The sequence below is a fragment of the Streptomyces sp. LX-29 genome (assembly GCF_029541745.1).
Lineage (GTDB): Bacteria > Actinomycetota > Actinomycetes > Streptomycetales > Streptomycetaceae > Streptomyces.
Window position 1 is genome coordinate 6,038,291 of sequence record NZ_CP089746.1, and the last position, 25,631, is coordinate 6,063,921.

At 72.8% G+C, this 25,631-nt stretch carries 21 protein-coding genes; 17 read left to right on the plus strand and 4 right to left on the minus strand.

Features of this window, described 5'->3' with window-relative positions:
• Window positions 1–564 precede the first annotated feature (564 nt).
• The 4 genes from LRS74_RS25470 to LRS74_RS25485 form a co-directional block, all read right to left on the minus strand.
• The gene (locus tag LRS74_RS25470) at window positions 565–2,997 is read right to left on the minus strand and encodes a DUF3488 and transglutaminase-like domain-containing protein (RefSeq protein WP_277743185.1); all 2,433 of its coding nucleotides are present in this window, start codon (window positions 2,995–2,997) and stop codon (window positions 565–567) included.
• Between the two features lie 64 nt (window positions 2,998–3,061).
• Complete coding sequence (locus tag LRS74_RS25475; RefSeq protein ID WP_277743186.1) at window positions 3,062–4,414, minus strand: DUF58 domain-containing protein; 1,353 nt, start codon at window positions 4,412–4,414, stop codon at window positions 3,062–3,064.
• Window positions 4,414–5,550: a MoxR family ATPase gene (locus LRS74_RS25480; protein WP_277743187.1), complete on the minus strand. Its 1,137-nt coding sequence runs from the start codon at window positions 5,548–5,550 to the stop codon at window positions 4,414–4,416. Before LRS74_RS25480 ends, LRS74_RS25475 begins: the two co-directional genes overlap by 1 nt.
• Window positions 5,551–5,748: 198 nt before the next feature.
• Complete coding sequence (locus tag LRS74_RS25485; RefSeq protein ID WP_277743188.1) at window positions 5,749–6,342, minus strand: carbonic anhydrase; 594 nt, start codon at window positions 6,340–6,342, stop codon at window positions 5,749–5,751.
• A 393-nt stretch (window positions 6,343–6,735) separates the two neighbouring features.
• Here LRS74_RS25485 and rsmH point away from each other — a divergent pair, with 393 nt between their 5' ends.
• The 17 genes from rsmH (at window position 6,736) to LRS74_RS25570 (ending at window position 25,503) form a co-directional block, all read left to right on the plus strand.
• On the plus strand, window positions 6,736–7,695 hold the full coding sequence (gene rsmH / locus LRS74_RS25490) for a 16S rRNA (cytosine(1402)-N(4))-methyltransferase RsmH (protein ID WP_277743189.1): 960 nt from the start codon (window positions 6,736–6,738) through the stop codon (window positions 7,693–7,695).
• A 119-nt stretch (window positions 7,696–7,814) separates the two neighbouring features.
• Window positions 7,815–8,021 carry a hypothetical protein gene (locus LRS74_RS25495; RefSeq protein ID WP_277743190.1) on the plus strand — a complete coding sequence of 69 codons (207 nt, stop codon included), beginning with the start codon at window positions 7,815–7,817 and terminating at the stop codon, window positions 8,019–8,021.
• On the plus strand, window positions 8,018–8,677 hold the full coding sequence (locus LRS74_RS25500; protein WP_277743191.1) for a septum formation initiator family protein: 660 nt from the start codon (window positions 8,018–8,020) through the stop codon (window positions 8,675–8,677). The genes LRS74_RS25495 and LRS74_RS25500 overlap by 4 nt, the downstream gene beginning before the upstream one ends.
• Window positions 8,619–10,649: a penicillin-binding protein 2 gene (locus LRS74_RS25505; RefSeq protein WP_277743192.1), complete on the plus strand. Its 2,031-nt coding sequence runs from the start codon at window positions 8,619–8,621 to the stop codon at window positions 10,647–10,649. The genes LRS74_RS25500 and LRS74_RS25505 overlap by 59 nt, the downstream gene beginning before the upstream one ends.
• A gap of 114 nt (window positions 10,650–10,763) precedes the next feature.
• A complete protein-coding gene (locus LRS74_RS25510; protein WP_277743193.1) occupies window positions 10,764–12,464 on the plus strand; it encodes a UDP-N-acetylmuramoyl-L-alanyl-D-glutamate--2,6-diaminopimelate ligase in 1,701 nt (566 codons plus the stop codon).
• A gap of 62 nt (window positions 12,465–12,526) precedes the next feature.
• Window positions 12,527–13,972: a UDP-N-acetylmuramoyl-tripeptide--D-alanyl-D-alanine ligase gene (gene murF / locus LRS74_RS25515; RefSeq protein ID WP_277743194.1), complete on the plus strand. Its 1,446-nt coding sequence runs from the start codon at window positions 12,527–12,529 to the stop codon at window positions 13,970–13,972.
• The gene (gene mraY, locus LRS74_RS25520) at window positions 13,969–15,033 is read left to right on the plus strand and encodes a phospho-N-acetylmuramoyl-pentapeptide-transferase (protein WP_144384822.1); all 1,065 of its coding nucleotides are present in this window, start codon (window positions 13,969–13,971) and stop codon (window positions 15,031–15,033) included. Before murF ends, mraY begins: the two co-directional genes overlap by 4 nt.
• A gap of 2 nt (window positions 15,034–15,035) precedes the next feature.
• A complete protein-coding gene (gene murD, locus LRS74_RS25525) occupies window positions 15,036–16,508 on the plus strand; it encodes a UDP-N-acetylmuramoyl-L-alanine--D-glutamate ligase (RefSeq protein ID WP_277744930.1) in 1,473 nt (490 codons plus the stop codon).
• 163 nt (window positions 16,509–16,671) lie between these two features.
• Window positions 16,672–18,156: a putative lipid II flippase FtsW gene (gene ftsW, locus LRS74_RS25530; RefSeq protein ID WP_277744931.1), complete on the plus strand. Its 1,485-nt coding sequence runs from the start codon at window positions 16,672–16,674 to the stop codon at window positions 18,154–18,156.
• A 6-nt stretch (window positions 18,157–18,162) separates the two neighbouring features.
• A complete protein-coding gene (gene murG, locus LRS74_RS25535) occupies window positions 18,163–19,257 on the plus strand; it encodes an undecaprenyldiphospho-muramoylpentapeptide beta-N-acetylglucosaminyltransferase (protein WP_277743195.1) in 1,095 nt (364 codons plus the stop codon).
• 63 nt (window positions 19,258–19,320) lie between these two features.
• Window positions 19,321–20,118, plus strand: coding sequence for an FtsQ-type POTRA domain-containing protein (locus tag LRS74_RS25540; protein WP_277743196.1), 798 nt, complete (start codon window positions 19,321–19,323; stop codon window positions 20,116–20,118).
• Between the two features lie 282 nt (window positions 20,119–20,400).
• The gene (gene ftsZ / locus LRS74_RS25545; protein ID WP_277743197.1) at window positions 20,401–21,639 is read left to right on the plus strand and encodes a cell division protein FtsZ; all 1,239 of its coding nucleotides are present in this window, start codon (window positions 20,401–20,403) and stop codon (window positions 21,637–21,639) included.
• A gap of 53 nt (window positions 21,640–21,692) precedes the next feature.
• On the plus strand, window positions 21,693–22,424 hold the full coding sequence (gene pgeF / locus LRS74_RS25550) for a peptidoglycan editing factor PgeF (RefSeq protein WP_277743198.1): 732 nt from the start codon (window positions 21,693–21,695) through the stop codon (window positions 22,422–22,424).
• Between the two features lie 31 nt (window positions 22,425–22,455).
• Window positions 22,456–23,175, plus strand: a complete 720-nt coding sequence (locus LRS74_RS25555) for a YggS family pyridoxal phosphate-dependent enzyme (RefSeq protein WP_277744932.1) — start codon at window positions 22,456–22,458, stop codon at window positions 23,173–23,175.
• 123 nt (window positions 23,176–23,298) lie between these two features.
• Window positions 23,299–23,910, plus strand: coding sequence for a cell division protein SepF (sepF, locus tag LRS74_RS25560; protein WP_277743199.1), 612 nt, complete (start codon window positions 23,299–23,301; stop codon window positions 23,908–23,910).
• Between the two features lie 74 nt (window positions 23,911–23,984).
• Entirely contained in the window at window positions 23,985–24,281 is a 297-nt protein-coding gene (locus tag LRS74_RS25565; protein ID WP_144384703.1) for a YggT family protein, read from the plus strand.
• A gap of 49 nt (window positions 24,282–24,330) precedes the next feature.
• Complete coding sequence (locus LRS74_RS25570; RefSeq protein WP_277743200.1) at window positions 24,331–25,503, plus strand: DivIVA domain-containing protein; 1,173 nt, start codon at window positions 24,331–24,333, stop codon at window positions 25,501–25,503.
• Window positions 25,504–25,631: the final 128 nt, after the last annotated feature.

A 25,631-nucleotide genomic window follows, 5' to 3' on the forward strand; every position in this document is an offset into this window, starting at 1 on the left:
CGGGCATCGCTCCCGAGCGCGTGCGCGCCCTCTGCCCGTCGATGCCCAGGGCTTCCGCGCCGTCCACCCCAAGGCTTCCGCGGCTTCCGTGCCAAGGCTTCCGCGCCTCCACGTCCAGGGCTTCCGTGCCCGGGTCGGGCTCCTGCGCCCGCGTCGGCGCCCCTGCCCTAGTCGGTTCTGTGCGCGCCCGCGCGGCCGCCGCCCCGGGCACACGCCGCCCCGGAGCCGCCCGTGCCGCCGCCCCTGAGCGCCGCCCAGCGAACGCCCCGCGACTGAGAAAGCCCGGCCCGTCCGGAGGCGTGCGCCCTCCGGTCACTCCCGACGGCCGGACACCGGGCAGCGGGTGACACCCCGCCTTGCGCGTCGGGAAGCCGTCCCGCCTTGCGCGTCGGGAGGTCGTCGGATCCGGCAGGACGGCCGTCCGGCCCGACCTGGCCGCCCCGGAGAGCCGTAGAGCCGTGATCTGAGGAGGTGCGAACGGGGGCCTCGGGCGGCCGAGCACGAGGCCCGACCGCCCAGGACGGGGCACGCGACCAGGCACTTCCCCGGACACGCGCCCCGTTCTCAGCCTCGCTGACGACTCGGCCGCCGCAGGAGGGCGGTCAGCCGGGACCAGCGCGGCGCGCCCCAGCCCCAGCGCGCGATGAACGCGTGCCAGCGCAGCGAGTACGTCCAGACCACCCGCAAGGCCGAACGCGGGGCCAGAAGGGCGCCCAGCCGGGCACCCCGGCCCGCCGTGGCCCGCAGGCCCGCCGCCACCCGTCGCACATCGTCGGCGAGCCCCGTCACCGGGCGCGGTCGCGGCGCGTACAGCACCTGCTCGACCGCCTCGGCGACCCGGTGTGCGGCCTCCGCCGCCGCCGTGTCGAGCTTCCCGATCTGGACGATGCGTATGACGGTCATCCGCGAGGTCTGAGCGTCGTCGGGCGCGATGCCGTAGTCCCACGCCGTGTCGATGAGCTCACGCCAGGCGGCGAGGGTCCGCTCGGCGGCGTCCTCCGGGGTGCGCCCGCCGGAGCCCCCCAGCCGCCGGGATCGCGTCCGCAGTCGCCAGGCCATGGGCGACAGGGGAAGCACGACGATCAGCAGGACCAGCGCGCCGAGCCCGATGAGGGTGTGGACCTCCCAGCCGCCGCCGGCGGCCTCCTGCTCGGGCTCCTTCTTCGCCGGGGCCCCGCAGTCGCCCAGCTTCTTCGCCTGCGGCGAGCAGCTGTCCTTGGGGGCCGGCGTCGCCGGGACCTGCGCGGGAGAGGTCGGCTTCGCCGTCTCGCGCCGCCGCTCGTCGTCCTCGGAGGGGACCGGCCGGGTGGTGTAGTCCGGCTGGTTGCCGCGGGTCGGCGTGGGCTCGAAGCGCGTCCAGCCCACCCCTTCGAAGTACAGCTCGGGCCAGGCGTGCGCGTCCTTGACGCCGACCGAGTACGAGCCGCTCGCCTGCCGGACGCCCGGGGTGAAGCCGACCGCGACCCGGGCCGGGATGCCCAGCGTGCGGGCCATCGCCGCCATCGAGAACGAGTAGTGGACGCAGAAGCCCTCCTTCTGCTCCAGGAACGTGGCGATCGCCTGGGGGCCGCTGCCCGTCTCCACCTCGGTGTCGTAACGGAAGCCGCCGTTGACGGAGAACCAGTCCTGGAGTTTGACCGCCTTCTCGTAGGCGTTGCGGCCGCCGGCGGTCACCTCCCGCGCCCGCTCCGCGACGACGGGCGGCAGCGAGTCCGGGACCTCGGTGTACTCCCGCAGAAGCTGGGCGGGCGGTGCCGGAGCCTCGGCCAGCTGCGTGGCCGTGGGCTGCACCTGGAGGCTGGTGACGCGGTAGCTCGCGCCCTTGGTGGTCTGACCGCGGTCACCGACCAGCGTCCGGCCCTCGGGTTCGAACCGCCAGCGCCCCCGGATGTCGACCCGCGAGGCGGGGTACGGCAGCGGAAGCCAGGTCTGCGCGTAATTCTTGGCGGCGGACAGGGAGGTGGAGACCTCGGGCGCGAGCACGTCCTTGGCGAGCCCCGGCGGCTGCGGCAGCGTCGGTGGCACGTCCGTGACCCGCCGCTCCGAGGGCTTCCAGGACGCGCCGTCGAACTTGTCCAGCGCCACTATCCGCAGATACATGTCCTGCGGAGCCGGCGAGGAGGTGCTGTAGCGCAGCACCTCGCGGTTCTCCGGCTGGTTGAGGCTGTTCTGCAGCGAGACCAGCGGATTCACCGCGGAGATGGTGCCGCCCCCGTCGCCCTGCCCGGCGCCGGAACCCTGGCGGTCCAGCAGCCCGCCGCCCAGCGACGGCAGCATCGCGGGCACCGCGAGCGCGATGCCCAGCGCCAGCGCGCCGATCCTTCGACCGGTGCGCACCGGGGCGAGGGCCGGGCCGTCGGCTGCCGGCGCCAGACCGCCGTACGACCGGGCCGGCGCCTGGCCGCCGCCGAAGACCCGGCCCCACTGCGCGAGCCGGTCCCGGCCCTCGGCCAGCAGCAGGAGCAGATAGCCGGCCGCGGCGAACAGGAACCACAGCCAGTCCCTGCCGCCGTCGGCCAGCCCGGCCGCGACCGAGTAGAGGGCGAGCAGCGGAAGTCCGGCCGGCGCCGCGCTGCGGTAGGTCACCGCGAGCGCGTCCACCACCAGGCCGATCAGCAGCACCCCGCCGACGAGCATCAACCGGATACCGTCGGTCAGCGGCGCCGGGATGGCGTACAGCCCGACGTCGTCGCTGCCGTCGCCCAGCAGCTGGCCGAACTCCCGGAACACCCCCGGACCGGGGAGCACGCCGAGGAACGCCTCACGGCGCGCGAAGACGGCGGTCAGCATCAACAGCGCCACCAGCGCCTGCGCCGCCACGGTCAGCGGCCGTGCCAGCGGCACGCGGCGCGCCACGGCGCCCACCGCGCTCTGGATCGCGAGCAGGATCACCGCCTGCACCATCCAGCCGCGCGCGTCGACCAGCGGCAGCATCGCGGACGACGCCGCCAGCGTCGCCAGGGCCGCGCAGATCGTCAGCCGCACGCTTCCGCTCATGCCGCGCCCCGTTCCACCGGCCTCTGTGCCATGGTCATCGCATCGCCGTCCGCACCCGCATCGCTCACTGCCAGCCCCCCGTCATGCCGCTCACCGAGGGCGCTCCGGCCCCGGCCTCGGCCTGCCGCCACAGCGCCGTCAGCGGGGTGCCGGGGCCGACCCGCAGCGCCGTCCAACCCGCCTCGCGCAGCAGCTGAAGACGCCGCTGAAGGGGGTCGGAGGCCGTCCCGGCGCCACCTGCCCAGGCGGCGTTGTCCAGGAGGAACGCCACCGCGCCACCGCTGCGCTGACGCATCCGGGCGACCACGGCGGCCTGCTCCTCATCAAGATCGCCGAGGAACGCTACCAGCAGCCCCTCACCGCCTCCGCGCAGCAGGTCGTAGGCCGGCGACAGCCCGGGCTCCGCCGAGTGGTCCATGACCGCGAGGGCGTCCAGCAGCAGGCCGACGGTGTCCGCCGACTCCAGGACGGGGCCGGAGAAGCCGCTGCCGCCGTCGGTGCCGGGCACCGAGGCCCCGGTGTCCGTGAGCAGACGCACGGCGTATCCGCGCTGGAGGAGATGGACGGCGACCGAGGCGGCCCCGGAGACGGCCCACTCGAAGGCCGAGTCGGGCCCCGAGCCGAAGTGCGCCGTCTCCCGGGTGTCCAGCAGCACCGTGCAGCGGGCGCGCTGTGGCTGCTCCTCCCGGCGGACCATCAGCTCGCCGTAGCGCGCGGTGGACCGCCAGTGGACTCGGCGCAGGTCGTCGCCGTGGCGGTAGCCGCGCGGGATCACGTCGTCCTCGCCGGCCAGCGCCAGCGAGCGGTTGCGCCCGTCCCCGTAGCCCGCGGCCTCGCCCGCGAGGCGCACCGCGGGGAGCGGCTCCACCCGCGGCACCACCGTCAACAGGTCGTACGAGCTGAAACCGCGGGTCAGCTCGCACATACCGAACGGGTCGGTCAGCCGCAGCTGCAGCGGGCCCAGCGGATAGCGGCCGCGCAGGTCGGAGCGGACCCGGTAGGACACCTCGCGCCGGCCGCCGGGCTCCACCCGGTCCAGGACGAAGCGGGGGCGCGGACCGAGCACATAGGGCACCCGGTCCTGGAGCATCAGCAGCCCGGTGGGGAGCCGGGAGATGTTGTCGACGCGCAGGTGCACCCGTGCCTCAGAGCCCGCCGGCACCCGCGCGGGGCTGAGCCGCCGGCTGCCCGCCACGCGGCACCGGGTGCGGTAGACCACCGCCACGCACACCAGCGGCAGCGCGGCCAGCAGCAGCCCGACCCGCAGCAGGTCCCCCTGGCCCAGCACATAGCTGCACATCGCGGCCGCGATGCCCGCGGCCAGGAACGAGCGGCCGCGCGTGGTCAGCCCCGAGAGGGCGACCCGCACCGCACCCCTGTCGTCACCGCCCTCCGGCGGTGTCCCCCCTGCCGACATCACAGCCTCCGCGCGCCCGGCGGCTGTGTGCCGTACTCCACCGGCCCGGCGGGCGGCGGACCGGCCGGGGCGGCGGGCATCACCGGGGCGCCGACGGGCGGCGCGGCCAGGTGCGCACCGGCCATCGGCGGCGCGGCCATCGGCGGCTGCTGGCGCTGCGCCGCGCGGGAAGCGGAGCTGGGCACCGGCGTGCGGTGCAGGATCTCCGCGACGACCTGCTCGGAGGTGCGCCGGTTCAGCTGGGCCTGGGCGGTCGGCAGCAGCCGGTGCGCCAGCACCGGGACGGCCAGGCCCTGCACGTCGTCCGGCAGCGCGTACTCGCGCCCGGCGAGGGCGGCGGCGGCCTTCGCGGCGCGCAGCAGGTGCAGCGTCGCCCGCGGCGAGGCGCCCAGCCGCAGCTCGGGGTGGTTCCGGGTGGCGGCCACCAGGTCCACCACATACCGCCGGACCGAGTCGGCCACATGGACATGGCGCACCGCGTCCACGAGCTTGACGATGTCATCGGCGTGCGCGACCGGCTGCAGGTCGTCCAGCGGCGACAGGCCGCCGTGCACATCCAGCATCTGGAGCTCGGCCTCGGGGCTGGGATAGCCCATCGAGACGCGCGCCATGAAGCGGTCCCGCTGCGCCTCGGGCAGCGGGTAGGTCCCCTCCATCTCCACCGGGTTCTGCGTGGCGACCACCATGAAGGGGTTCGGCAGCTCGTAGGTCTGGCCGTCGATGGTGACCTGGCGCTCCTCCATCGACTCCAGCAGCGCCGACTGGGTCTTGGGCGAGGCGCGGTTGATCTCGTCGCCGATCACGACCTGGGCGAAGATCGCGCCCGGCTTGAACTCGAACTCCCTGCGCTGCTGGTCGTAGATGCTCACGCCGGTGATGTCCGAGGGCAGCAGGTCGGGCGTGAACTGGATGCGCCGCACCGAGCAGTCGATCGACCGGGCGAGCGCCTTGGCGAGCATGGTCTTCCCCACGCCCGGGACATCCTCGATCAGCAGATGCCCCTCCGCGAGCAGCACCGTCAGCGAAAGCCGCACGACCTCGGGCTTGCCCTCGATCACACCCTCCACCGACCGGCGGACCCGCTCCGCTGTGGTGGTCAGATCGCTGAGGCTCGCTCGCTCGTCATAGGTCGTCACCCGGCCCTCCTCGGCCCGTTCATCAGGGCCGTCTGCCTGTACCGACCCGGCCCACCCCGAAACGCCGACATGCGCCCCCGCGGTCGCGGGGGCGATGTCTCTCCGCATTCTGGCCGTCACCGCCGCATCTCGTCACTCGCCTGTGGATAACCCAGGGGAATCGTCGAGAGTGCCTCGGTCCGGTCAGCTCCTACTCCGTCACTCCTGCGCGTCGGTCGGCCCGGCGGGGTCGATCTCGCGCAGCAGGCCCGTCGTCACATCGAAGACGAAGCCTCGCACATCATCCTTGTGCAGCAGGAAGGGGGAGGTCCGCACCCGCTGCATGGACTGGCGGACGTCCCGGTCGAGGTCCTTGAACGCCTCGACCGCCCACGCCGGACGCTGGCCGACCTCCGCCTCCAGCTCATGCCGGAAGTCCTCGGTCAGGTTCAGCAGACCGCACCCGGTGTGGTGGATGAGCATCACGCTCCGGGTGCCCAGCGCGCGCTGGCTGATGGTGAGGGAACGAATGACGTCGTCGGTGACCACGCCGCCCGCGTTGCGGATGGTGTGGCAGTCGCCCAGTTCCAGCCCGAGTGCGGCGTGGAGGTCGAGACGGGCGTCCATGCAGGCGACCACGGCGACGCGCTGCACAGGGCGGGCGTCGACCCCGGGGTCGTGGAACTCGGTCGCGTATCGGGAGTTGGCTTCGACGAAACGGTCTATGACCGTGCCTTCCGTGGGGAATGTGCTCACACGGACATCGTCGCTGTCGGTGGAGTGGGGCAGCGGCTGAGGCGCGGATATCGACATGGTTCGAAGGTATGCGGCCAGGTGCGGTTCTGTCGGCTGTGAGGTCGGGCAAACATGGGCAACAAGACCTGTCAGCTCCAGGGTGTGACGTAACCCACACAGGTGGTAAGAGTTCCGCCGAGCGGGTGAGCCCCGGGGGCCACAAGGACGGAGAGACGCGCTGGCCAGTTGATTGACCGAGGGGACGAGTGGACTAAAGTGGCGCGAAGTGGGAGGCGTGACGCTCCCCTTGGATTCCGGAAACTCGACGCGCGCGGCGCGTACGTACCTCTCGGCCTCCTCCCGCTCCCGGCCGCCTGACGTCCCTTCCCCGGCGCCAGAACGCCACTTCCCCTTCAGAGCGGGCGGGGACCCGGCGGTACGTGCCGCCGCGCCGGACCCTCAGAAGGGCGCATGAGCAGCAACGCTCTCCACGTACCCGTCATGCTCCAGCGCTGTCTGGACATGCTGGCTCCCGCGCTCGTCCAGCCCGGAGCGGTCGTGGTCGACTGCACCCTGGGCCTGGGCGGGCACAGCGAGGCGCTGCTGGCCACCTTTCCCGACGTCCGGCTGATCGCGCTCGACCGCGACCCGGCCGCCCTCAAGCTCTCCGGCGAGCGGCTCGCGCCCTACGGCGACCGCGCCACCCTCGTGCACGCCGTCTACGACGAGCTCCCCGAGGTCCTCGACCGGCTCGGCGTGCCCAGCGTCCAGGGCGTCCTCTTCGACCTCGGCGTCTCCTCCATGCAGCTGGACGAGGCCGACCGCGGCTTCGCGTACGCGCAGGACGCGCCGCTGGACATGCGGATGGACCAGACGACCGGGATCAGCGCCGCCGAGGTGCTCAACACCTACCCGCCCGGCGAGCTGGTCCGCATCCTGCGCGCCTACGGCGAGGAGAAGTTCGCCAAGAAGATCGTCGACGCGGTGGTCAGGGAGCGGGCGAAGGAACCGTTCACCAACAGCGCCCGGCTGGTGGAGCTGATCCGCGCCGCGCTGCCGCAGGCCGCCAAGCGCACCGGGGGCAACCCCGCCAAGCGCACCTTCCAGGCGCTGCGCATCGAGGTCAACGGCGAGCTGGCGGTGCTGGAGCGCGCCATCCCGGCAGCCGTCTCGGCGCTCGCCCTGGGCGGTCGCATCGCCGTCCTCTCGTACCACTCGCTGGAGGACCGCCTGGTCAAGCAGGTCTTCGCGGCGGGCGCCAGCAACACGGCCCCGCCCGGCCTGCCCGTCGTCCCCGAGCGCTACCAGCCCCGTCTGAAGCTCCTCACGCGCGGCGCCGAGCTGCCCACCGAGGAGGAGGTCGCCGAGAACCGGCGCGCCGCCCCCGCGCGGCTGCGCGGCGCGCAGCGCATCCGCGAGGACGCCCCGTGACGGCGCCCCACCACGCGACCTCCCGCGGGGCCGCCGGCACCAGACGCCCCGCGGGTGCCCCGCACCGCGCGGCGGGGCCGCCCGCCCGCGCGGTGGGCCTCGCGGGTCGTGTTCGCCCCGTGGAGTCGCCTCTCGGTGTCGCGGTGGTGTCCGGCCGCCCCACGGAGGCGTCCGCCCGCGCGGCGGGTGTCTCCGTCGGCGCCCCCGCCCGCGCGGCGCGACAGCCCGCCTCCGCCGCCGGGACTTCCGCCCGCGCGGGCGGCGCAGCCGGGGCCCGCGCCCATACGCGGACACCGCACGCCCACGGGGCGGGGGAGACGCTGTGACGGCGCCCGGGGCCGCCGCGGCCAAGCGGACGCCGTTCGTGTTCCTGGTCGTGGTGCTGCTCGGCTCCGGGCTGATCGGCCTGCTGGTGCTCAACTCGGCGCTCAACCAGGGCTCCTTCGAGCTCAGCCGGCTGGAGCGGCAGGCGACCGAGCTCACCGACGAGCGGCAGGCGTTGCAGCAGGAGGTGGACGAGCTGTCGGCGCCGGACGCCCTGGAGCGCCGCGCCCGTGAGCTGGGCATGGTGCCCGGCGGCAACCCCGTCTTCCTCGAGCCCGACGGCACGGTCCGCGGCGTGCCCTCCCCGGCCGCCGGCGGCGGCCCCGCGGTGCTCGACGCCCCCGCCGCCGCGCTGCCCACGGCCCCCCCCCCCCCCCCCCCGCCCGCTGCCCGCCCCCAGCCCGGCCCCGTCCGCCGCCCCGACCTCGGCGAGCCCCGCCGCGCCACCGGCGGCCTCCGCGTCCGCGTCGCCGAACGCGCCCGTTCCGCTCCCCTCGCCGGCCGCGGCCCCCTCCGTCGCGCCGCTCGCCCCCGCCCCGGCCGCGCCCGGAGCCACCGCCCCCGCGAAGCCCACCCCGACATCCGGCAGGTGACCTCGTATGACGGCCCCGCGAGATCCTCGGCGCCGCGTGCCGCGCCCCGCCCGCCCGCGCGGTGAGGGCGGTGTGGGACGGCCCCGCCAGGGCGCCGCGGGCAAAGGCAGAGGCCCCGCACAGCGCTCCGGTGCGCGCCCCGCCGCCCGTCCCGACGCGCGCGCCGGCTCCCGTCCCGCGGCGCGCCCCGCGCGGGGCGGCCGAGGGAACCCGCCGCTGCGTCTGGGCAGCCCGCGCCCCCGGCTGCGGCTGGTGAGCCTCGGCCTGACCCTGGTCATGCTGGCCTTCGTGGTGCGGCTGCTCCAGGTGCAGGCGGTGGACGCCAGCACGTACGCGGCCAAGGCCAACGTCAACCGCTACATCCCGGTGCGGCTCGCCGCCGAGCGCGGCTCCATCACCGACCGGACGGGCGTCGACCTGGCCACCACGGTGGACGCCTACGACATCACCGCCGCCCCCGATCTGCTCACCCGCGAGACCACCAAGACCGACGACGCCCCGCGGCGGGCGGCGTCGCTGCTGGCGCCGATCCTGGGCGAGAACCAGGCCGCCCTGGAGGAGAAGCTCACCGCCAATCCGAAGTCCAAGTACGTCGTCCTGGCGCGCCAGCAGACCCCCCAGGTCTGGAAGCAGATCAAGGACCTCAAGAGCGCCCTCGCCGACAAGGAGAGCGAGCGCAAGGGCGTGAACGTGCTGGCCGGAATCAACCGGGAGGCGCACAGCAAGCGGGTGTACCCCAACGGCGACCTGGCCGCCGGGATACTGGGCTTCGTCAACGCCCAGGGCAAGGGCTCCGCGGGCGTCGAGCAGCTGCTCGACGCCCAGCTCGCGGGCAAGGACGGCAAGCGGGTCTACGCCCAGTCCGGCGGTCGCCAGGTCCCCACCGGAGACCTCGAGGAACAGCCCGCGGTCCCCGGCGCCGACGTCGAGCTGACGCTCGACCGCGACATCCAGTGGGCCGCCCAGAGCGCCATCAGCAAGCAGGTCGCCGACTCCCGCGCGGACCGCGGTTACGTCGTGGTCCAGGACACCCGCACCGGACAGATCCTGGCCCTGGCCAACGCCCCCGGGTTCGACCCCAACGAGATCCGGAAGGCCGACGCCGAGGCCCTGGGCAACGCGGCGCTCACCGACGCGTACGAGCCCGGCAGCGTCAGCAAGGTGATGTCGATGGCCGCCGTCCTGGAGGAGCGCGCCGCCACCTGGAACACCCCCGTCGTGGTGCCCAACCGGCTGCCCCGCGCGGACCGCGCCTTCGCCGACGACATCGACCACGCCACCTGGCACCTCACGCTCAACGGCGTGCTCGCGAAGTCCAGCAACATCGGCACGATCCTCGCCACCGAGCAGCTGGGCAAGACCCGCGGCCAGGCCAACCAGGTGCTCTACTCCTACCTGCGCAAGTTCGGCGTCGGCCGGCCGACCGGGCTCGACTTCCCGGGGGAGACCCCGGGCATCCTCGCCAAGCCCGGCGACTGGAGCGACTCCCAGCAGTACACGATCCCCTTCGGGCAGGGACTGTCGCTCAACGCCGTACAGGCGGCCTCCGTCTACTCCACCATCGCCAACGGCGGCGAGCGGGTGGCACCGAGCCTGGTGCGGGGCACCAGGGGCCCCGACGGCACCTTCAGGGCCGCTCCGGAGCCCGCCAGGAGCCGGGTGGTGAGCAAGGAGACCGCCGGGACGCTCGCCAAGATGCTGGAGTCCGTGGTCGACGACCGCGAGGGCACCGGCACCAAGGCCAAGATCCCCGGCTACCGCGTCGCCGGCAAGACCGGCACCTCCAACCGGGTGGACCCCAAGACCGGCCGCTACCACGGCTACACCGCTTCCTTCGCCGGCTTCGCCCCCGCCGACCAACCCCGGGTGACCGTCTACTGCGCGGTGCAGAACCCGACGAAGGGCAGCTACTTCGGCGGTCAGGTCTGTGGGCCGATCTTCAAACAGGTGATGGAGTTCGCTCTCAAGACGCTGCGGGTCGCGCCCTCCGGTAAGCCCCCGGCGCGGCTTCCGGTGAACTACACGCCCGGTGCCTGAGCGGATGCCGCCGTGACAACGATCACGCCGGATCCCTGGAACCACGGGGTCCGGCGCGCTCCCGCGCGGACCTTGTTTCGCCCGGACCCCGGTCCGCCCGGTACGCTCACCGCCGTGCCCCACGCTGATCAGTCCCAAACCACCCAGAAGGACGCCTCCCCGGCCTACCCGGGAGCGCCGCGTCCCCGCCAGGTCCGTTCCACCTCACTGGCGGAGCTCGCCGATCAGCTGGGCGTCAGGTCCCCAGAACCCGCCGGCGGGCCGATCACCGGCATCACCCACGACTCCCGCGCGGTGCGCCCCGGCGACCTGTACGCGGCGCTGCCCGGCGCCCGCATGCACGGCGCCGACTTCGCCACCCAGGCCGCCGACCTCGGCGCCGCGGCGATCCTGACCGACCCGGCGGGTGCCGACCGCGCGGCCGCCACCGGGCTGCCCGTCCTGGTCGTCGGCGACCCGCGCGGCCGCATGGGCGCCCTCGCCGTCACGATCTACGGCGCGCCCGGCCACGAGCTGCTCCAGATCGGGATCACCGGCACCTCCGGCAAGACCACCACCGCGTACCTCATCGAGGGCGGCCTGCGCGCCGCCGAGCGGGCGCGCGGCGCGGACGCCGGGATGACCGGGCTCATCGGCACCGTCGAGTCCCGCATCGGCGACGAGCGGCTGAAATCGGAGCGCACGACGCCCGAGGCCACCGATCTTCAGGCGCTGTTCGCGGTCATGCGCGAGCGCGGCGTCGGCTCGGTCGTCATGGAGGTCTCCAGCCACGCGCTGGTCCTCGGCCGGGTCGACGGCTGCGTCTTCGACGTCGCCGTCTTCAACAACCTCAGCCCGGAGCACATGGAGTTCCACTCCGGCATGGAGGACTACTTCCAGGCCAAGGCGCAGTTGTTCACCAAGGCCCGCAGCCAGGCCGGCGTGATCAACTACGACGACGAGTACGGCAAGCGTCTGGTCGGGATCTCCGAGGTCCCGGTCACCACCTTCTCCGCCGAGGGCCACCCGGACGCCGACTGGCGCGCCACCGACGTGGAGGTCGGCCCGCTCGGCTCCACCTTCACCGTCCTCGGCCCCGACGGCCGCTCTGTGCGCGCCGCCGCGCCGATCCCCGGGCCCTTCAACGTGGCCAACGCCCTCGCCGCGATCACCGCGCTGGTGGTCGCCGGGGTGGACCCGCAGACCGCCGCCGACGGCGTCGCCGCCGTGCCCGGCGTGCCCGGTCGCCTGGAGCGCGTCGACGCCGGCCAGCCGTACCTCGCCGTGGTGGACTACGCCCACAAGACCGACGCCGTCGAATCGGTCCTGCGCGCCCTGCGCAAGGTCACCAAGGGCCGGCTGCACGCCGTCCTGGGCTGCGGCGGCGACCGCGACCAGACCAAGCGCGCCCCCATGGGCGCCGCCCTCGCGCGGTACGCCGACACGGCCGTGCTGACCTCCGACAACCCCCGCTCCGAGGACCCGCTGGCGATCCTCGCCGCCATGCTCGCCGGCGCCGCCGAGGTGCCCGCCCACGAGCGCGGCGAGGTGCTGGTCGACGCCGACCGCGCGGCCGCCATCGCCGCCGCCGTGGCCCGTGCCCAGCCCGACGACACCGTCCTCGTAGCGGGCAAGGGGCACGAGCAGGGCCAGGACATCGCCGGGGTGGTCCGGCCCTTCGACGACCGCCAGGTGCTGCGGGACGCGATCGAGCGCTCCCGCGCGGGCACGGGGTCCGCCGACGCCGGCGCCGCCCCCGCTGCCGCCGAGTCGGCCGGCCCGGCCGACACCGCAGAGCCCCCCACCCCTTCCTCGCACCGTCACGACCAGGGATGACAGACCGACATGCGCGCACCAGCCGCCACCAGGCAGCTCCCGTGTACCGCCGGAGGTGACCAGTGATCGCACTGTCCCTCGCCGAGATCACCAGCCTCGTCGGCGGCCGGCCGTACGACATACCGGACCCGGAGGCGCAGGTCACCGGGCCGGTCGTCATCGACTCCCGCGAGGTGCGGCCGGGCAGCCTGTTCGCCGCCCTGCCCGGCGACCGCGTCGACGGCCATGACTTCGCCCGCCGCGCCGTCGAGGCGGGCGCGACGGCCGTGCTGGCCTCCCGCCCCGTCGGCGACGCGGAGCACCCCGTCCCGGTGATCGTCGTCGACGACGTCGTCGCGGCGCTGGGCGCGCTCGCGCGCGGCATCGTGGACCGCCTGGGCACCACCGTCGTCGCGCTCACCGGCTCGGCGGGCAAGACCAGCACCAAGGACCTCATCGCCCAGCTGCTGGAGCGTCTCGGCCCGACCGTGTGGCCGCCCGGCTCCTTCAACAACGAGATCGGCCTGCCGCTGACCGCGCTGCGCGCCGACGCCGGCACCCGGCACCTCGTGCTGGAGATGGGCGCCCGAGGCATCGGCCACATCGACTACCTCACGCGGCTCACCCCGCCGCGGATCGGCGTGGTGCTCAACGTGGGCACCGCGCACCTCGGGGAGTTCGGCGGCCGCGAGCAGATCGCCGCGGCCAAGGGCGAGCTGGTCGAGTCGCTGCCCGCCGCGGATGAGGGCGGGGTGGCCGTGCTCAACGCCGACGACCCGCTGGTCCGCGCCATGGCGTCCCGTACGAAGGCCCGTACCGTGCTCTTCGGTGAGGCCGAGGACGCCGCCGTGCGTGCCGAGAATGTCCGGCTCACGGCGGAAGGCCGGCCTGCCTTCACGCTTCACACCCCCACCGGGTGCAGCGACGTGACCTTGCGCCTGTACGGTGAGCACCACGTGTCGAACGCGCTCGCCGCGGCCGCCGTCGCCCATGAGTTGGGCATGCCCGTCGACGAGATCGCCAAGGCGCTCTCCGAGGCGGGGCAGCTCTCCCGCTGGCGTATGGAGGTCACCGAGCGCGCGGACGGCGTGACGGTCGTCAACGACGCCTACAACGCGAACCCCGACTCCATGCGAGCCGCGCTGCGCGCGCTGGTCGCCATGGGCAAGGCCGGCGAGGCCCGGGGGGGTCGTACGTGGGCGGTGCTGGGCCAGATGGCCGAGCTGGGCGAGGAGTCACTCGCCGAGCACGACGCGGTCGGGCGGCTGGCCGTCCGGCTCAACGTCAGCAAGCTCGTGGCGGTCGGCGGCCAGGAGGCCGCCTGGCTCGACATGGGCGCCAAGAACGAGGGTTCGTGGGGTGAGGAGTCGGTGCACGTGTCCGACGTGCGTGCGGCGGTCGACCTGTTGCGCAGTGAGCTGCGACCGGGGGACGTCGTGCTGGTGAAGGCATCCAGAGCGGTGGGTCTGGAGCGCGTCGCGCAGGCGCTGCTCGAAACTGAGGGCGAGGTCGCCGGCCGATGGGCATGAGGCAGATCCTCTTCTCCGGAGCCATCGGGCTCTTCCTGACCCTGATCGGCACGCCGCTGCTGATCAAGCTGCTGGCGCGCAAGGGGTACGGGCAGTTCATCCGCGACGACGGCCCGCGCACCCATGGCAGCAAGAAGGGGACGCCCACCATGGGTGGCATCGCCTTCATCCTGGCCACGATCATCGCCTACGCCCTGACGAAGGTGATCACCTCCAGCGAGCCCACCTTCTCCGGCGTGCTGGTGCTGTTCCTGTTCGCGGGCATGGGCCTGGTCGGCTTCCTGGACGACTACATCAAGATCGTCAAGCAGCGCAGCCTGGGCCTGCGGGCCAAGGCGAAGATGGCCGGACAGCTGATCGTCGGTATCGCCTTCGCGATCCTGTCGCTCAACTTCGCGGACAGCCGCAACCAGACTCCGGCCTCCGACCGGCTCTCCTTCACCCAGGACTTCGGCTGGCAGATCGGCCCGGTGATCTTCGCGATCTGGGCGCTGTTCATGATCCTGGCGATGTCCAACGGCGTGAACCTCACCGACGGCCTCGACGGCCTGGCCACCGGCGCCTCGGTGATGGTCTTCGGCGCGTACACCTTCATCGGCGTCTGGCAGTACCAGGAGTCCTGCGCCAACCAGATCACCGCCGGCCCCGGCTGTTACGAGGTGCGCGACCCGCTCGACCTGGCCGTGGTCGCCTCGGCCCTGATGGGTGCCTGCTTCGGCTTCCTGTGGTGGAACACCTCGCCCGCCAAGATCTTCATGGGCGACACCGGTTCGCTCGCGCTCGGCGGCGCGCTCGCGGGTCTGGCGATCTGCTCCCGCACCGAGCTGCTGCTGGCGATCCTGGGCGGTCTGTTCGTCCTGATCACCATGTCCGTGGTCATCCAGGTCGGCTCCTTCCGGCTCACCGGCCGACGGGTCTTCCGGATGGCGCCACTCCAGCACCACTTCGAGTTGAAGGGGTGGAGTGAGGTCCTGGTCGTGGTCAGATTCTGGATCATTCAGGGCATGTGCGTCATCGTGGGACTGGGCATCTTCTACGCGGGCTGGCGGGCCAACAAGTGACGCTGGACTTCACGGGCAAGCACGTCACGGTCGCCGGGCTCGGAGTCTCCGGGATCCCGGCGGCCCGGGTGCTGCACGACCTCGGCGCCGACGTGACGGTCGTCAACGACGGCGACGACGAGCGGGCGCGCGCCCAGGCCGCCGAGCTGACGGCCTGGGCCGCGGAGCGACGCTCCGGCGCGGACGGCGCTGGCGGCTCGGACCGGGCGGGCCTCACCGTCCGGCTCGGCGACGGCGACACCCTGCCCGAGGGCACCGACCTGGTCGTCACCACCCCGGGATGGCGGCCGGACAAGCCGCTGTTCCAGGCCGCCGCCGCGGCGGGCGTGGAGATCTGGGGCGACGTGGAGCTGGCCTGGCGGCTGCGGGGGGCCGACGCCGCCCCGTGGCTGGCGGTCACCGGCACCAACGGCAAGACCACCACCGTGCAGATGCTGGCCTCCATCCTGGAGGCCGCCGGGCTGCGCACCGCCGCGGTCGGCAACATCGGCGTCTCGCTGCTGGACGTGGTGCTCGGGGACACCCCGTACGACGTGCTGGCCGTGGAGCTGTCCAGCTACCAGCTGCACTGGGCGCCGTCGCTGCGCGCCCACTCCGCCGCCGTCCTCAACCTCGCCCCCGACCACCTCGACTGGCACGGCTCCATGGCGGCCTACGCCGCCGACAAGGGCCGGATCTACGAGGGCAACACGGTGGCGTGCGTCTACAACGTGGCCGACCCGGCCACCGAGGACCTGGTGCGCGAGGCCGACGTGGAGGAGGGCTGCCGGGCGATCGGCTTCACCCTCGGCCCGCCCGGCCTCTCCCAGCTGGGCGTCGTCGACGGCATCCTGGTCGACCGGGCCTTCGTCCCCAACCGCCAGAAGCAGGCGCAGGAGCTCGCCGAGGTCTCCGACGTGCAGCCGTCCGCGCCGCACAACATCGCCAACGCGCTGGCGGCGGCCGCCCTGGCGCGCGCCTTCGGCGTGCCCCCGACGGCCGTACGGGACGGGCTGCGGGCCTTCCGGCCCGACGCGCACCGCATCGCGCACGTCGCCGACGTGGACGGCGTCGCCTACGTCGACGACTCCAAGGCCACCAACACCCACGCCGCCCAGGCGTCGTTGGCCGCCTACGAGTCCATCGTGTGGATCGCCGGCGGCCTCGCCAAGGGCGCCACCTTCGACGAGCTCGTCACCGCCTCCGCGGGCCGGCTGCGCGGCGCCGTCCTCATGGGCGCCGACCGCGAGCTGATCCGCGAAGCGCTCGCGCGACACGCGCCGGATGTCCCGGTCGTGGACCTCGACCGGACCGACACTGGGGCGATGGCGGCGGCCGTCCGGGAGGCGGCTCGGCTCGCCGAGCGGGGCGACACGGTCCTCCTGGCCCCCGCCTGCGCCTCGATGGACATGTTCGTCAACTACAACGCGCGGGGCGACGCCTTCGCCGCGGCCGTTCGCGACCTGGCCCCCGGCCCGGCCACGGGCGGTAACTGACCCGCCGGCCCCGCGCGAGGACCGCTCGCGCGGGGATGCTGGAGGGATAGCCGACATGAGCCCTGAAGAGCCCGCGGCCGGCCCGGCCCGCGCTCCGCGCGGTGCGGGGGATCCCCCCGCACGGGAGCCGGGGCCCGGCGCCGCCGCGCGGGCGGCCCGTCGGGTGGGGGCCGACGTCCGGGGCGCCATGACACGACACCGCGCGGCCCTCCGCGGCTGGCCGGCCCCTCCGCTGCCCCAGCCCGCGCTGGCCGGCGGGGCCCCGGTCACCGGGGGGCCGGCGCGGCGCGAGAGCGCGGCGGTCGGAATCACGGCTCTACGGGAGCGACAGCGCTCACGCCCCGCGCGGGGCGGCGGCCCGCGCCGCGCCGGCGGGTCCAGCCGGATGCCCCGCCCCTCGCGCGGCAGCGTGCTCGGCGGGGCGCGGCGGCTGCACACCCGCGCCAGGCGCGCCTGGGACCGGCCGCTGACCGCGTACTACGTCATCCTCGGCGGCAGCCTGTTGATCATCGTGCTGGGCCTGGTGATGGTCTACTCGGCCTCGCAGATCAAGGCGCTGCAGTCCGGCCTGGCCCCGTCCTACTTCTTCCGCAAGCAGCTCTTCGCGGCCGCCCTGGGCGGGGCGCTGATGCTGCTGGCGGCTCGCACGTCGGTGAAGCTGCACCGCGCGTTGGCCTATCCGCTGCTCGCGGGTTCGGTCTTCCTCATGTGCCTGGTCCAGGTGCCGGGGATAGGCGTGGCGGTCAACGGCAACCAGAACTGGATCTCCTTCGGCGGCCCCTTCCTGCTCCAGCCGAGCGAGTTCGGAAAGCTGGCGCTGGTCCTGTGGGGCGCCGATCTGCTCGCCCGCAAACATGACAAACGCCTGCTCGCCCAGTGGAAGCACCTCCTGGTCCCGCTGGTGCCGGCCACCTTCATCCTGCTGGGGCTGATCATGCTCGGCGGCGACATGGGCACCGCGATCATCCTCACGGCGATCCTCTTCGGACTGCTCTGGCTGGCCGGCGCGCCCACCCGGCTCTTCGTGGGCGTGCTCGCCGTCGCCGGGCTGATCGGCACCCTGCTGGTGCGCACCAGCCCCAACCGGATGGCGCGGCTCGCCTGCCTCGGCGCCACCGAGCCCGGCCCGGGCGACCAGTGCTGGCAGGCCGTGCACGGCATCTACGCGCTCGCCAACGGCGGCTGGTTCGGCTCCGGCCTCGGCGCGAGCATGGAGAAATGGGGTGAACTCCCCGAACCGCACACCGACTTCATCTTCGCGATTACCGGGGAGGAACTCGGCCTGGCGGGGACGCTGTCGGTGCTCGCCCTCTTCGCGGCTCTAGGCTATGCGGGTATCCGCGTGGCCGGACGCACGGAGGACCCCTTCGTGAGGTATGCCGCGGGAGGAGTGACCACCTGGATCACGGCCCAGGCCGTGGTCAACATCGGCGCGGTGCTGGGCCTGCTGCCGATCGCCGGGGTCCCGCTCCCGCTGTTCTCCTACGGAGGGTCCGCCCTGCTGCCGACCATGTTCGCCATCGGCCTGCTGATCGCCTTCGCGCGAGCGGAACCCGGTGCGCGAGCGGCCCTGGCCATGCGGAAACCTGGGGCCAGATGGAAGACGATGAGACGGCGCGTCAAGAAGCGGTCGTCCGGAGAGCGGTGAATTTCGGTGCATGTCGTACTCGCCGGTGGGGGGACCGCCGGCCACATCGAGCCCGCGCTCGCCCTCGCGGACGCCCTGCGCAGGCAGGACCCGAGCGTGGGGATCACGGCGCTCGGCACCGAGCGGGGTCTTGAGACCCGACTCGTGCCCGAGCGGGGCTACGAACTCGGGCTGATCCCGGCCGTTCCGCTGCCCCGCAGGCCCACGCCCGAACTGATCACCGTCCCCGGACGACTGCGCGGCACCATCAAGGCCGCCGAGCAGATCCTGGAGCGCACCAAGGCCGACTGCGTGGTCGGCTTCGGCGGTTATGTGGCCCTGCCCGGCTATCTGGCCGCCAAGCGGCTCGGCGTGCCGATCGTGGTGCACGAGGCGAACGCCCGCCCCGGCCTGGCCAACAAGATCGGCTCGCGCTACGCCAAGCACGTCGCGGTCAGCACCCCGGACAGCAAGCTGCGCAACGCCCGCTACGTCGGCATCCCGCTGCGCCGCTCGATCGCCACCCTGGACCGCGCGGCGGTCCGCCCCGAGGCCCGCGCGGCCTTCGGCCTCGACCCCAACCTGCCCACGCTGCTCGTCTCCGGCGGCTCGCAGGGCGCCCGCAGACTCAACGAGGTCGTCCAGGCCGTCGCCCCCTTCCTTCAGCGCGCGGGAATCCAGATCCTGCACGCGGTCGGCCCCAAGAACGAACTGCCGCACGTCGACAACATGCCCGGAATGCCGCCGTACATCCCGGTATCGTACGTGGACCGTATGGACCTCGCGTATGCGGCGGCGGACATGATGCTCTGCCGCGCGGGCGCGATGACCGTCGCCGAACTGTCCGCCGTCGGGCTGCCGGCCGCCTATGTCCCGCTGCCGATCGGCAACGGCGAACAGCGGCTCAACGCCCAGCCGGTGGTCAAGGCGGGCGGCGGACTGCTGGTCGACGACGCCGAACTGACGCCCGAGTGGGTCCAGAACGAGGTGCTCCCGGTGCTCTCCGACCCGCACCGGCTGTACGAGATGTCCCGGCACGCCGCCGAGTTCGGTCGCCGGGACGCCGACGAGCTGCTCGTCGGCATGGTGTACGAGGCGATCGCCGCCCGCCGCCAGGGGTGAGCGGGCGGCTCGCCGCCAGGCGCGAGCAGGCGCGCGGAGCAGCGCGCGAGAAGGCAGGGATGCGTGGCCGGATCGACGACCGCCCGACGCGGTGACCGCAAGGCGTCGCCGTCCGGCCCGCGGCCGCGGGTGCTGCGCGCCCGCCGCCGGCTGCGGCTGCCACGGCGCCGCACCCTGGTGTTGACCGGCGTGGCCACCGTGCTGCTCGGCGCCGGCGTGGTCTGGGCGCTCTACGGCTCGGACTGGCTGCGGGCCGAACGGGTGAAAGTCAGCGGCACGGACGTCCTGTCATCCCATCAGGTGCGCGAGGCCGCGGACGTGCCGCTGGGCTCCCCGATGGTCTCCCTGGACACCGCGGCGATCGAGCGCAGGCTGCGGAAGCGGCTGCCCCGGATCGACGAGGTCGAGGTGGAGCGGTCATGGCCGCACACCATCAGTCTCAAAGTGACCGAACGACAACCGGAAGCGGTTATCAAGTCGGGCGGAAAGTTCATCGAAGTGGACGCCAAGGGTGTGCGATTCGCCACCGTGGCCCGCGCCCCCAAGGGGGTGCCCCGGCTGGAAATGGACATCCGGCCATCGCCGGGTTCCCGCCGTTTCGGCGCCGACCGGCTGCGCCGTGAGGCGATGCGCGCCGCCTCCCGCCTCCCCGCCGCGGTCGACCGGGACACCCGGGTGATCCGGGTGCGCTCGTACGACTCGATCACTCTGGAACTGACCGGGGGGCGCACGGTGGTGTGGGGGAGCGGGGAGCGCGGCGCGGCGAAGGCCGACGCGCTGACCGCGCTGATGAAGGCGGCGCCCGACGCGAAGCGGTTCGACGTCAGTGCCCCGAGCGCCCCCGCGGTGGCCGATAGTTGACGTGGGCGCACATCGCGACGGGCCGGCACCCTGGTTGGCTACCCTCAGGGGTGATCACATAGGGTGAAAAGAAAAACGGGAGGTTCGGCGTGTTCATTGAACGCGCGCCACTTGTCGACTTAGTGTCCTGTTCCGAAGAATCAAAGGAACAGCGGCACTAGTAACCCTAAACTTCAGCGTTAGGGTTGGGGTCGACTCAGAGGACCACCCCATTCGGCATCCGTCGGCGCACCGCAGCAACTGCGGCGTGGCGACACGTAATCGAGGCGAGAGGCCTTCGACGTGGCAGCACCGCAGAACTACCTCGCAGTCATCAAGGTCGTCGGCATCGGCGGCGGTGGCGTCAACGCCATCAACCGGATGATCGAGGTCGGGCTCAAGGGCGTCGAGTTCATCGCGATCAACACCGATGCGCAGGCCCTGCTGATGAGCGACGCGGACGTCAAGCTCGACGTCGGTCGCGAGCTCACCCGCGGCCTCGGCGCGGGAGCCAACCCCGAGGTCGGCCGGAAGGCGGCCGAGGACCACCGCGAGGAGATCGAGGAGGTCCTCAAGGGGGCCGACATGGTCTTCGTGACCGCGGGCGAGGGCGGCGGCACCGGCACCGGCGGCGCCCCCGTGGTCGCCAACATCGCCCGCTCGCTGGGCGCCCTGACGATCGGTGTGGTCACCCGACCGTTCACCTTCGAGGGCCGTCGCCGCGCCAACCAGGCCGAGGACGGCATCGCGCAGCTGCGCGACGAGGTCGACACCCTCATCGTGATCCCCAACGACCGGCTGCTCTCCATCTCGGACCGTCAGGTGAGCGTGCTCGACGCGTTCAAGTCGGCGGACCAGGTGCTGCTCTCCGGTGTCCAGGGCATCACCGACCTGATCACCACCCCGGGTCTGATCAACCTCGACTTCGCGGACGTCAAGTCCGTGATGTCCGAGGCCGGCTCGGCGCTGATGGGCATCGGCTCGGCGCGCGGCGACGACCGCGCGGTGGCCGCGGCCGAGATGGCGATCTCCTCGCCGCTGCTGGAGGCGTCCATCGACGGCGCCCGCGGCGTGCTGCTCTCCATCTCCGGCGGCTCCGACCTCGGTCTGTTCGAGATCAACGAGGCCGCGCAGCTGGTCAGCGAGGCCGCGCACCCCGAGGCGAACATCATCTTCGGTGCGGTCATCGACGACGCGCTCGGCGACGAGGTCCGCGTCACCGTCATCGCGGCCGGATTCGACGGCGGCCAGCCGCCCGCGAAGAACCGCGACAAGGTGCTCGGCTCCTACGGCGGCGGTGGCCGGGAGGAGTCCGGCAGCGGCACCGCGAGCCGGCCGTCCGCCCCGGTCGAGCCCGTCCGCCCGTCCTTCGGCGGCCTCGGCGGCGTCACCCCGCGCGAGGAGGAGGAGCCGGCTCCCGCCGAGCGCGCTCCGATCGCCGAGGTCCCGCCGCCCCCGGTGGCCACCCCGCAGGTCCCGGCCGCCCGTCCCTACCAGGACAGCCAGGCCGAGGAGCTGGACGTCCCGGACTTCCTCAAGTAAGACCGCGGATCCGACGGGACGACAGAGCGACATCGTGATAGTGACAGCGTGACGTGATAGGGCAACAGCACGAAGCGAGCGGCGCGCACTTCGCCTTCACCGACCGGTGGGGTGGGGTGAGCGCCGCTCCGTATGAGGCGCTCAACCTGGGCGGGGCGGTCGGCGACGACCCCGCCGCCGTACTGGCCAACCGCGAGCGGGTCGCGGTGGAGCTCGGCCTCGACCCGGCGTCGGTGGTCTGGATGAACCAGGTGCACGGTCGGGACGTCGCCGTCGTGGACGGTCCCTGGGGCACCGACGCGGTGCCCGCCGTGGACGCCGTGGTGACGGCGCGTCGGGGGTTGGCGCTCGCCGTGCTCACCGCCGACTGCACCCCGGTGCTGCTGGCCGACCCGGAGGCGGGCGTCGCCGGAGCGGCGCACTCCGGACGACCGGGGCTGGTGGCCGGGGTGGTGCCCGCGGTCGTGGCGGCGATGCTGGAGCTGGGTGCCGATCCCGCCCGGATCGTGGCGCACACCGGACCCGCGGTCTGCGGACGCTGCTACGAGGTCCCCGAGGCGATGCGGGCCGCGGTGGCCGAGGTCGTTCCGGAGGCATGGTCCGAGACCAGCTGGGGGACCCCGGCGGTGGATGTGACCGCGGGAGTGCACGCCCAACTTGCCCGACTTGGCATTGAAATCGGTGGACAATCTCACATCTGCACGCTGGAGTCGGCGGACCACTTCTCCTACCGACGCGAGCGCACCACCGGGCGGCTCGCCAGCTATGTCTGGTTGGACGGCTGAAACTGTGACGGATCTGACGGGTGTGACCGACCTGACGGGCCGCAAGGCCGAACTCGCCGCGAACCTGGCGCGGGTGGAGGAACGTATCTCTGCCGCCTGCGCCGCGGCCGGCCGCGATCGCGACGAGGTGACCCTGATCGTGGTCACCAAGACCTACCCGGCGAGCGATGTCCGACTGCTCGCGGAGTTGGGCGTCCGACAGGTGGCGGAGAACCGGGACCAGGAGGCTGCGGGCAAGGCCGCCGAGTGCGCTGATCTGTCCCTTAACTGGCACTTCGTCGGGCAATTGCAGACAAACAAGGTTCGTTCGGTGGCGAGTTATGCCGATGTGGTGCAGTCCGTCGACCGGAAGCGACTGGTTGAGGCGCTGTCCGCGGCGGCGGTCCGAGCCGGCCGCGAGCTGGACTGCCTGATCCAGGTGGCGTTTGACGCCGAGTCGGGCCAGCGCTCGGGGCGCGGCGGCGTCGCCCCCGACGGCGTGCCGGAGCTGGCCGAGGTGATCGCCGAGGCCCAAGGGCTGCGACCGGCCGGGCTCATGACGGTCGCGCCCCTGGTCGGAGAGTACGCGGGACGCCCCCGGGCGGCGTTCGATCGACTGTTGGAAATCTCATCCAGCCTGCGCATGGCTCATCCTGCTGCGAACATGGTCTCGGCAGGCATGAGCGCGGACCTCGAGGAAGCGGTGGCCGCGGGGGCGACACATGTGCGCGTCGGCACCGCGGTACTCGGAGTCCGACCCAGGCTCGGGTAACGTCGCCAAGAAGTCGGACCACAGCAGAAAATATGGTCATTACCGTCAAAAGACGGGCAGGCCGCGTGGATCCACGGCATCCGGTGGCGGAGCCGATCCACCACAGAGCGGAGGACGCAGAGCATGGCCGGCGCGATGCGCAAGATGGCGGTCTACCTCGGCCTCGTGGAGGACGATGGGTACGACGGCCGGGGCTTCGACCCCGACGACGACTTCGAGCCCGAACCGGAGCCCGAGCGGGACCGTCGACGGCACGAGACCACGCCCGAACGGCGCCCGGAACGGGACGAATCGGTACGGGTCGTCCATCCGCCCGCACAGCGTGAACCGGCTCCGCTCGTAGCGGAAAGCGGACGACCCGCCCGAATCGCACCCGTGGCGTCCATCACACCTGAACGTCAGAACCTGGAGAAGAACGCACCGGTGATCATGCCCAAGGTTGTGTCCGAGCGGGAGCCGTACCGCATCACCACGCTTCACCCCCGGACCTACAACGAAGCCCGTACCATCGGGGAACACTTCCGCGAGGGCACTCCGGTGATCATGAATCTGACGGAGATGGACGACACCGACGCGAAGCGACTTGTCGACTTTGCGGCCGGTCTGGTCTTCGGCCTCCACGGGAGTATTGAGCGGGTGACCCAGAAGGTGTTCCTGTTGTCTCCTGCTAACGTCGATGTCACGGCGGAGGACAAGGCCCGTATCGCAGAGGGCGGGTTCTTCAACCAAAGCTGAGACGCAGCACCGGTGGCACCGAGTCACAGACGGCCTTCAGGCCGCGTACGAGCAAGGGGAGAGGGAAGCGCGGGATGGACATCGCACTGCAGGTGATCTACATCGCGCTGTATTGCTTCCTGATCGTGCTGATCTTCCGACTGGTGATGGACTATGTCTTCCAGTTCGCCCGCTCGTGGCAACCCGGCAAGGCGATGGTGGTCGTTCTGGAGGCCGCCTACACTGTCACCGATCCGCCACTGAAGCTTCTGCGGCGGTTCATCCCGCCGCTGCGTCTCGGGGGCGTGGCGCTCGACCTGTCCTTCTTCGTACTGATGATCATCGTCTGGATTCTGATCACCGTCGTGAGCAACCTTGCGAGCAGCGTGTGAACGAGACGGTCTTGCCGATTGCCGACGACTACGTTGAGGTGAAGTAGAGATGCCGTTGACCCCCGAGGACGTGCGGAACAAGCAGTTCACGACCGTCCGCCTCCGAGAAGGCTATGACGAGGACGAGGTCGATGCGTTCCTCGACGAGGTCGAGGCCGAGCTGACCCGACTGCTGCGCGAGAACGAGGACCTGCGGGCCAAGCTGGCCGCGGCGACCCGTGCCGCCGCGCAGAACCAGCAGCAGGGTATGCGTAAACCGCCGGAGCCGCAGGATCGCCCCGGCGCTCCGGTGCCCGCCGCCATATCCGGACCGCAGCCGGTGCCGCCCCAGCAGCAGCAGATGGGCGGCCCGCCCCAACTGCCGGGTGGTGCCCCCCAGCTGCCCGCCGGCACCGGTGGTCCCGGTCCGATGGGCCAGCAGGGTCCGATGGGCGGCCCCGGTCCCATGGGTGGCCCCATGGGCGGCCCGATGGGCCCCGGCCCGATGGGTCAGCAGGGTCCGATGGGTCAGGGCCCGATGGGCCAGCAGGGTCCGATGGGTCAGCAGAGCCCGATGGGTCAGCAGGGTCCGATGGGCGGTCCCGGCCCGCAGCTGCCGCAGCCGGGCCAGGGCCCGGGCGGTGACAGCGCCGCGCGCGTGCTCTCCCTGGCGCAGCAGACCGCCGACCAGGCGATCGCGGAGGCCCGTTCCGAGGCCAACAAGATCGTCGGCGAGGCGCGCAGCCGTGCCGAGGGCCTGGAGCGCGACGCACGCGCCAAGGCGGACGCCCTGGAGCGGGACGCTCAGGAGAAGCACCGCGTCGCGATGGGCTCCCTGGAGTCCGCTCGCGCCACGCTGGAGCGCAAGGTCGAGGACCTGCGCGGCTTCGAGCGCGAGTACCGCACGCGACTGAAGTCGTACCTGGAGAGCCAGCTGCGTCAGCTGGAGAACCAGGCCGACGACTCGCTGGCCCCGCCGCGCACCCCGGCGACCGCCTCGCTGCCGCCGTCCCCGTCGATGGCCTCCGCCGGCGCCAGCCCGATGGGCGGCCACACCATGGGCGGCAACCAGTCCATGGGCGGCAACCAGCCGATGGGCGGCGCCCCGTCCTACGGTGGTCAGCAGCAGATGTCCCCGGCGATGACCCAGCCGATGGCACCGGTGCGGCCGCAGAGCCCGCAGCCGATGCAGCAGGCGCCGAGCCCGATGCGTGGCTTCCTCATCGACGAGGACGACAACTAGTCGCTGGGCGCTGAGCCGCAGCGGGTCTTTACGGGCCGGGGCCCCTGGGAGTGATCCCAGGGGCCCCGGCCCGTTGTGCGCGCCCTGGGCGGCCGCCGTTGGGCTCCTCGTCCCGACGACGACACCGC

What these genes read in the sequence shown, in the direction of transcription:
- sepF (WP_277743199.1), top strand. Translation starts at nt 23,299, where the DNA reads ATGGCCGGCGCGATGCGCAAGATGGCGGTCTACCTCGGCCTCGTGGAG.
- LRS74_RS25565 (WP_144384703.1), top strand. Translation starts at nt 23,985, where the DNA reads ATGGACATCGCACTGCAGGTGATCTACATCGCGCTGTATTGCTTCCTG.
- LRS74_RS25505 (WP_277743192.1), top strand. Translation starts at nt 8,619, where the DNA reads ATGACGGCCCCGCGAGATCCTCGGCGCCGCGTGCCGCGCCCCGCCCGC.
- LRS74_RS25470 (WP_277743185.1), bottom strand. Translation starts at nt 2,997, where the DNA reads ATGAGCGGAAGCGTGCGGCTGACGATCTGCGCGGCCCTGGCGACGCTG.
- rsmH (WP_277743189.1), top strand. Translation starts at nt 6,736, where the DNA reads ATGAGCAGCAACGCTCTCCACGTACCCGTCATGCTCCAGCGCTGTCTG.
- LRS74_RS25485 (WP_277743188.1), bottom strand. Translation starts at nt 6,342, where the DNA reads ATGTCGATATCCGCGCCTCAGCCGCTGCCCCACTCCACCGACAGCGAC.
- mraY (WP_144384822.1), top strand. Translation starts at nt 13,969, where the DNA reads ATGAGGCAGATCCTCTTCTCCGGAGCCATCGGGCTCTTCCTGACCCTG.
- LRS74_RS25570 (WP_277743200.1), top strand. Translation starts at nt 24,331, where the DNA reads ATGCCGTTGACCCCCGAGGACGTGCGGAACAAGCAGTTCACGACCGTC.
- LRS74_RS25475 (WP_277743186.1), bottom strand. Translation starts at nt 4,414, where the DNA reads ATGTCGGCAGGGGGGACACCGCCGGAGGGCGGTGACGACAGGGGTGCG.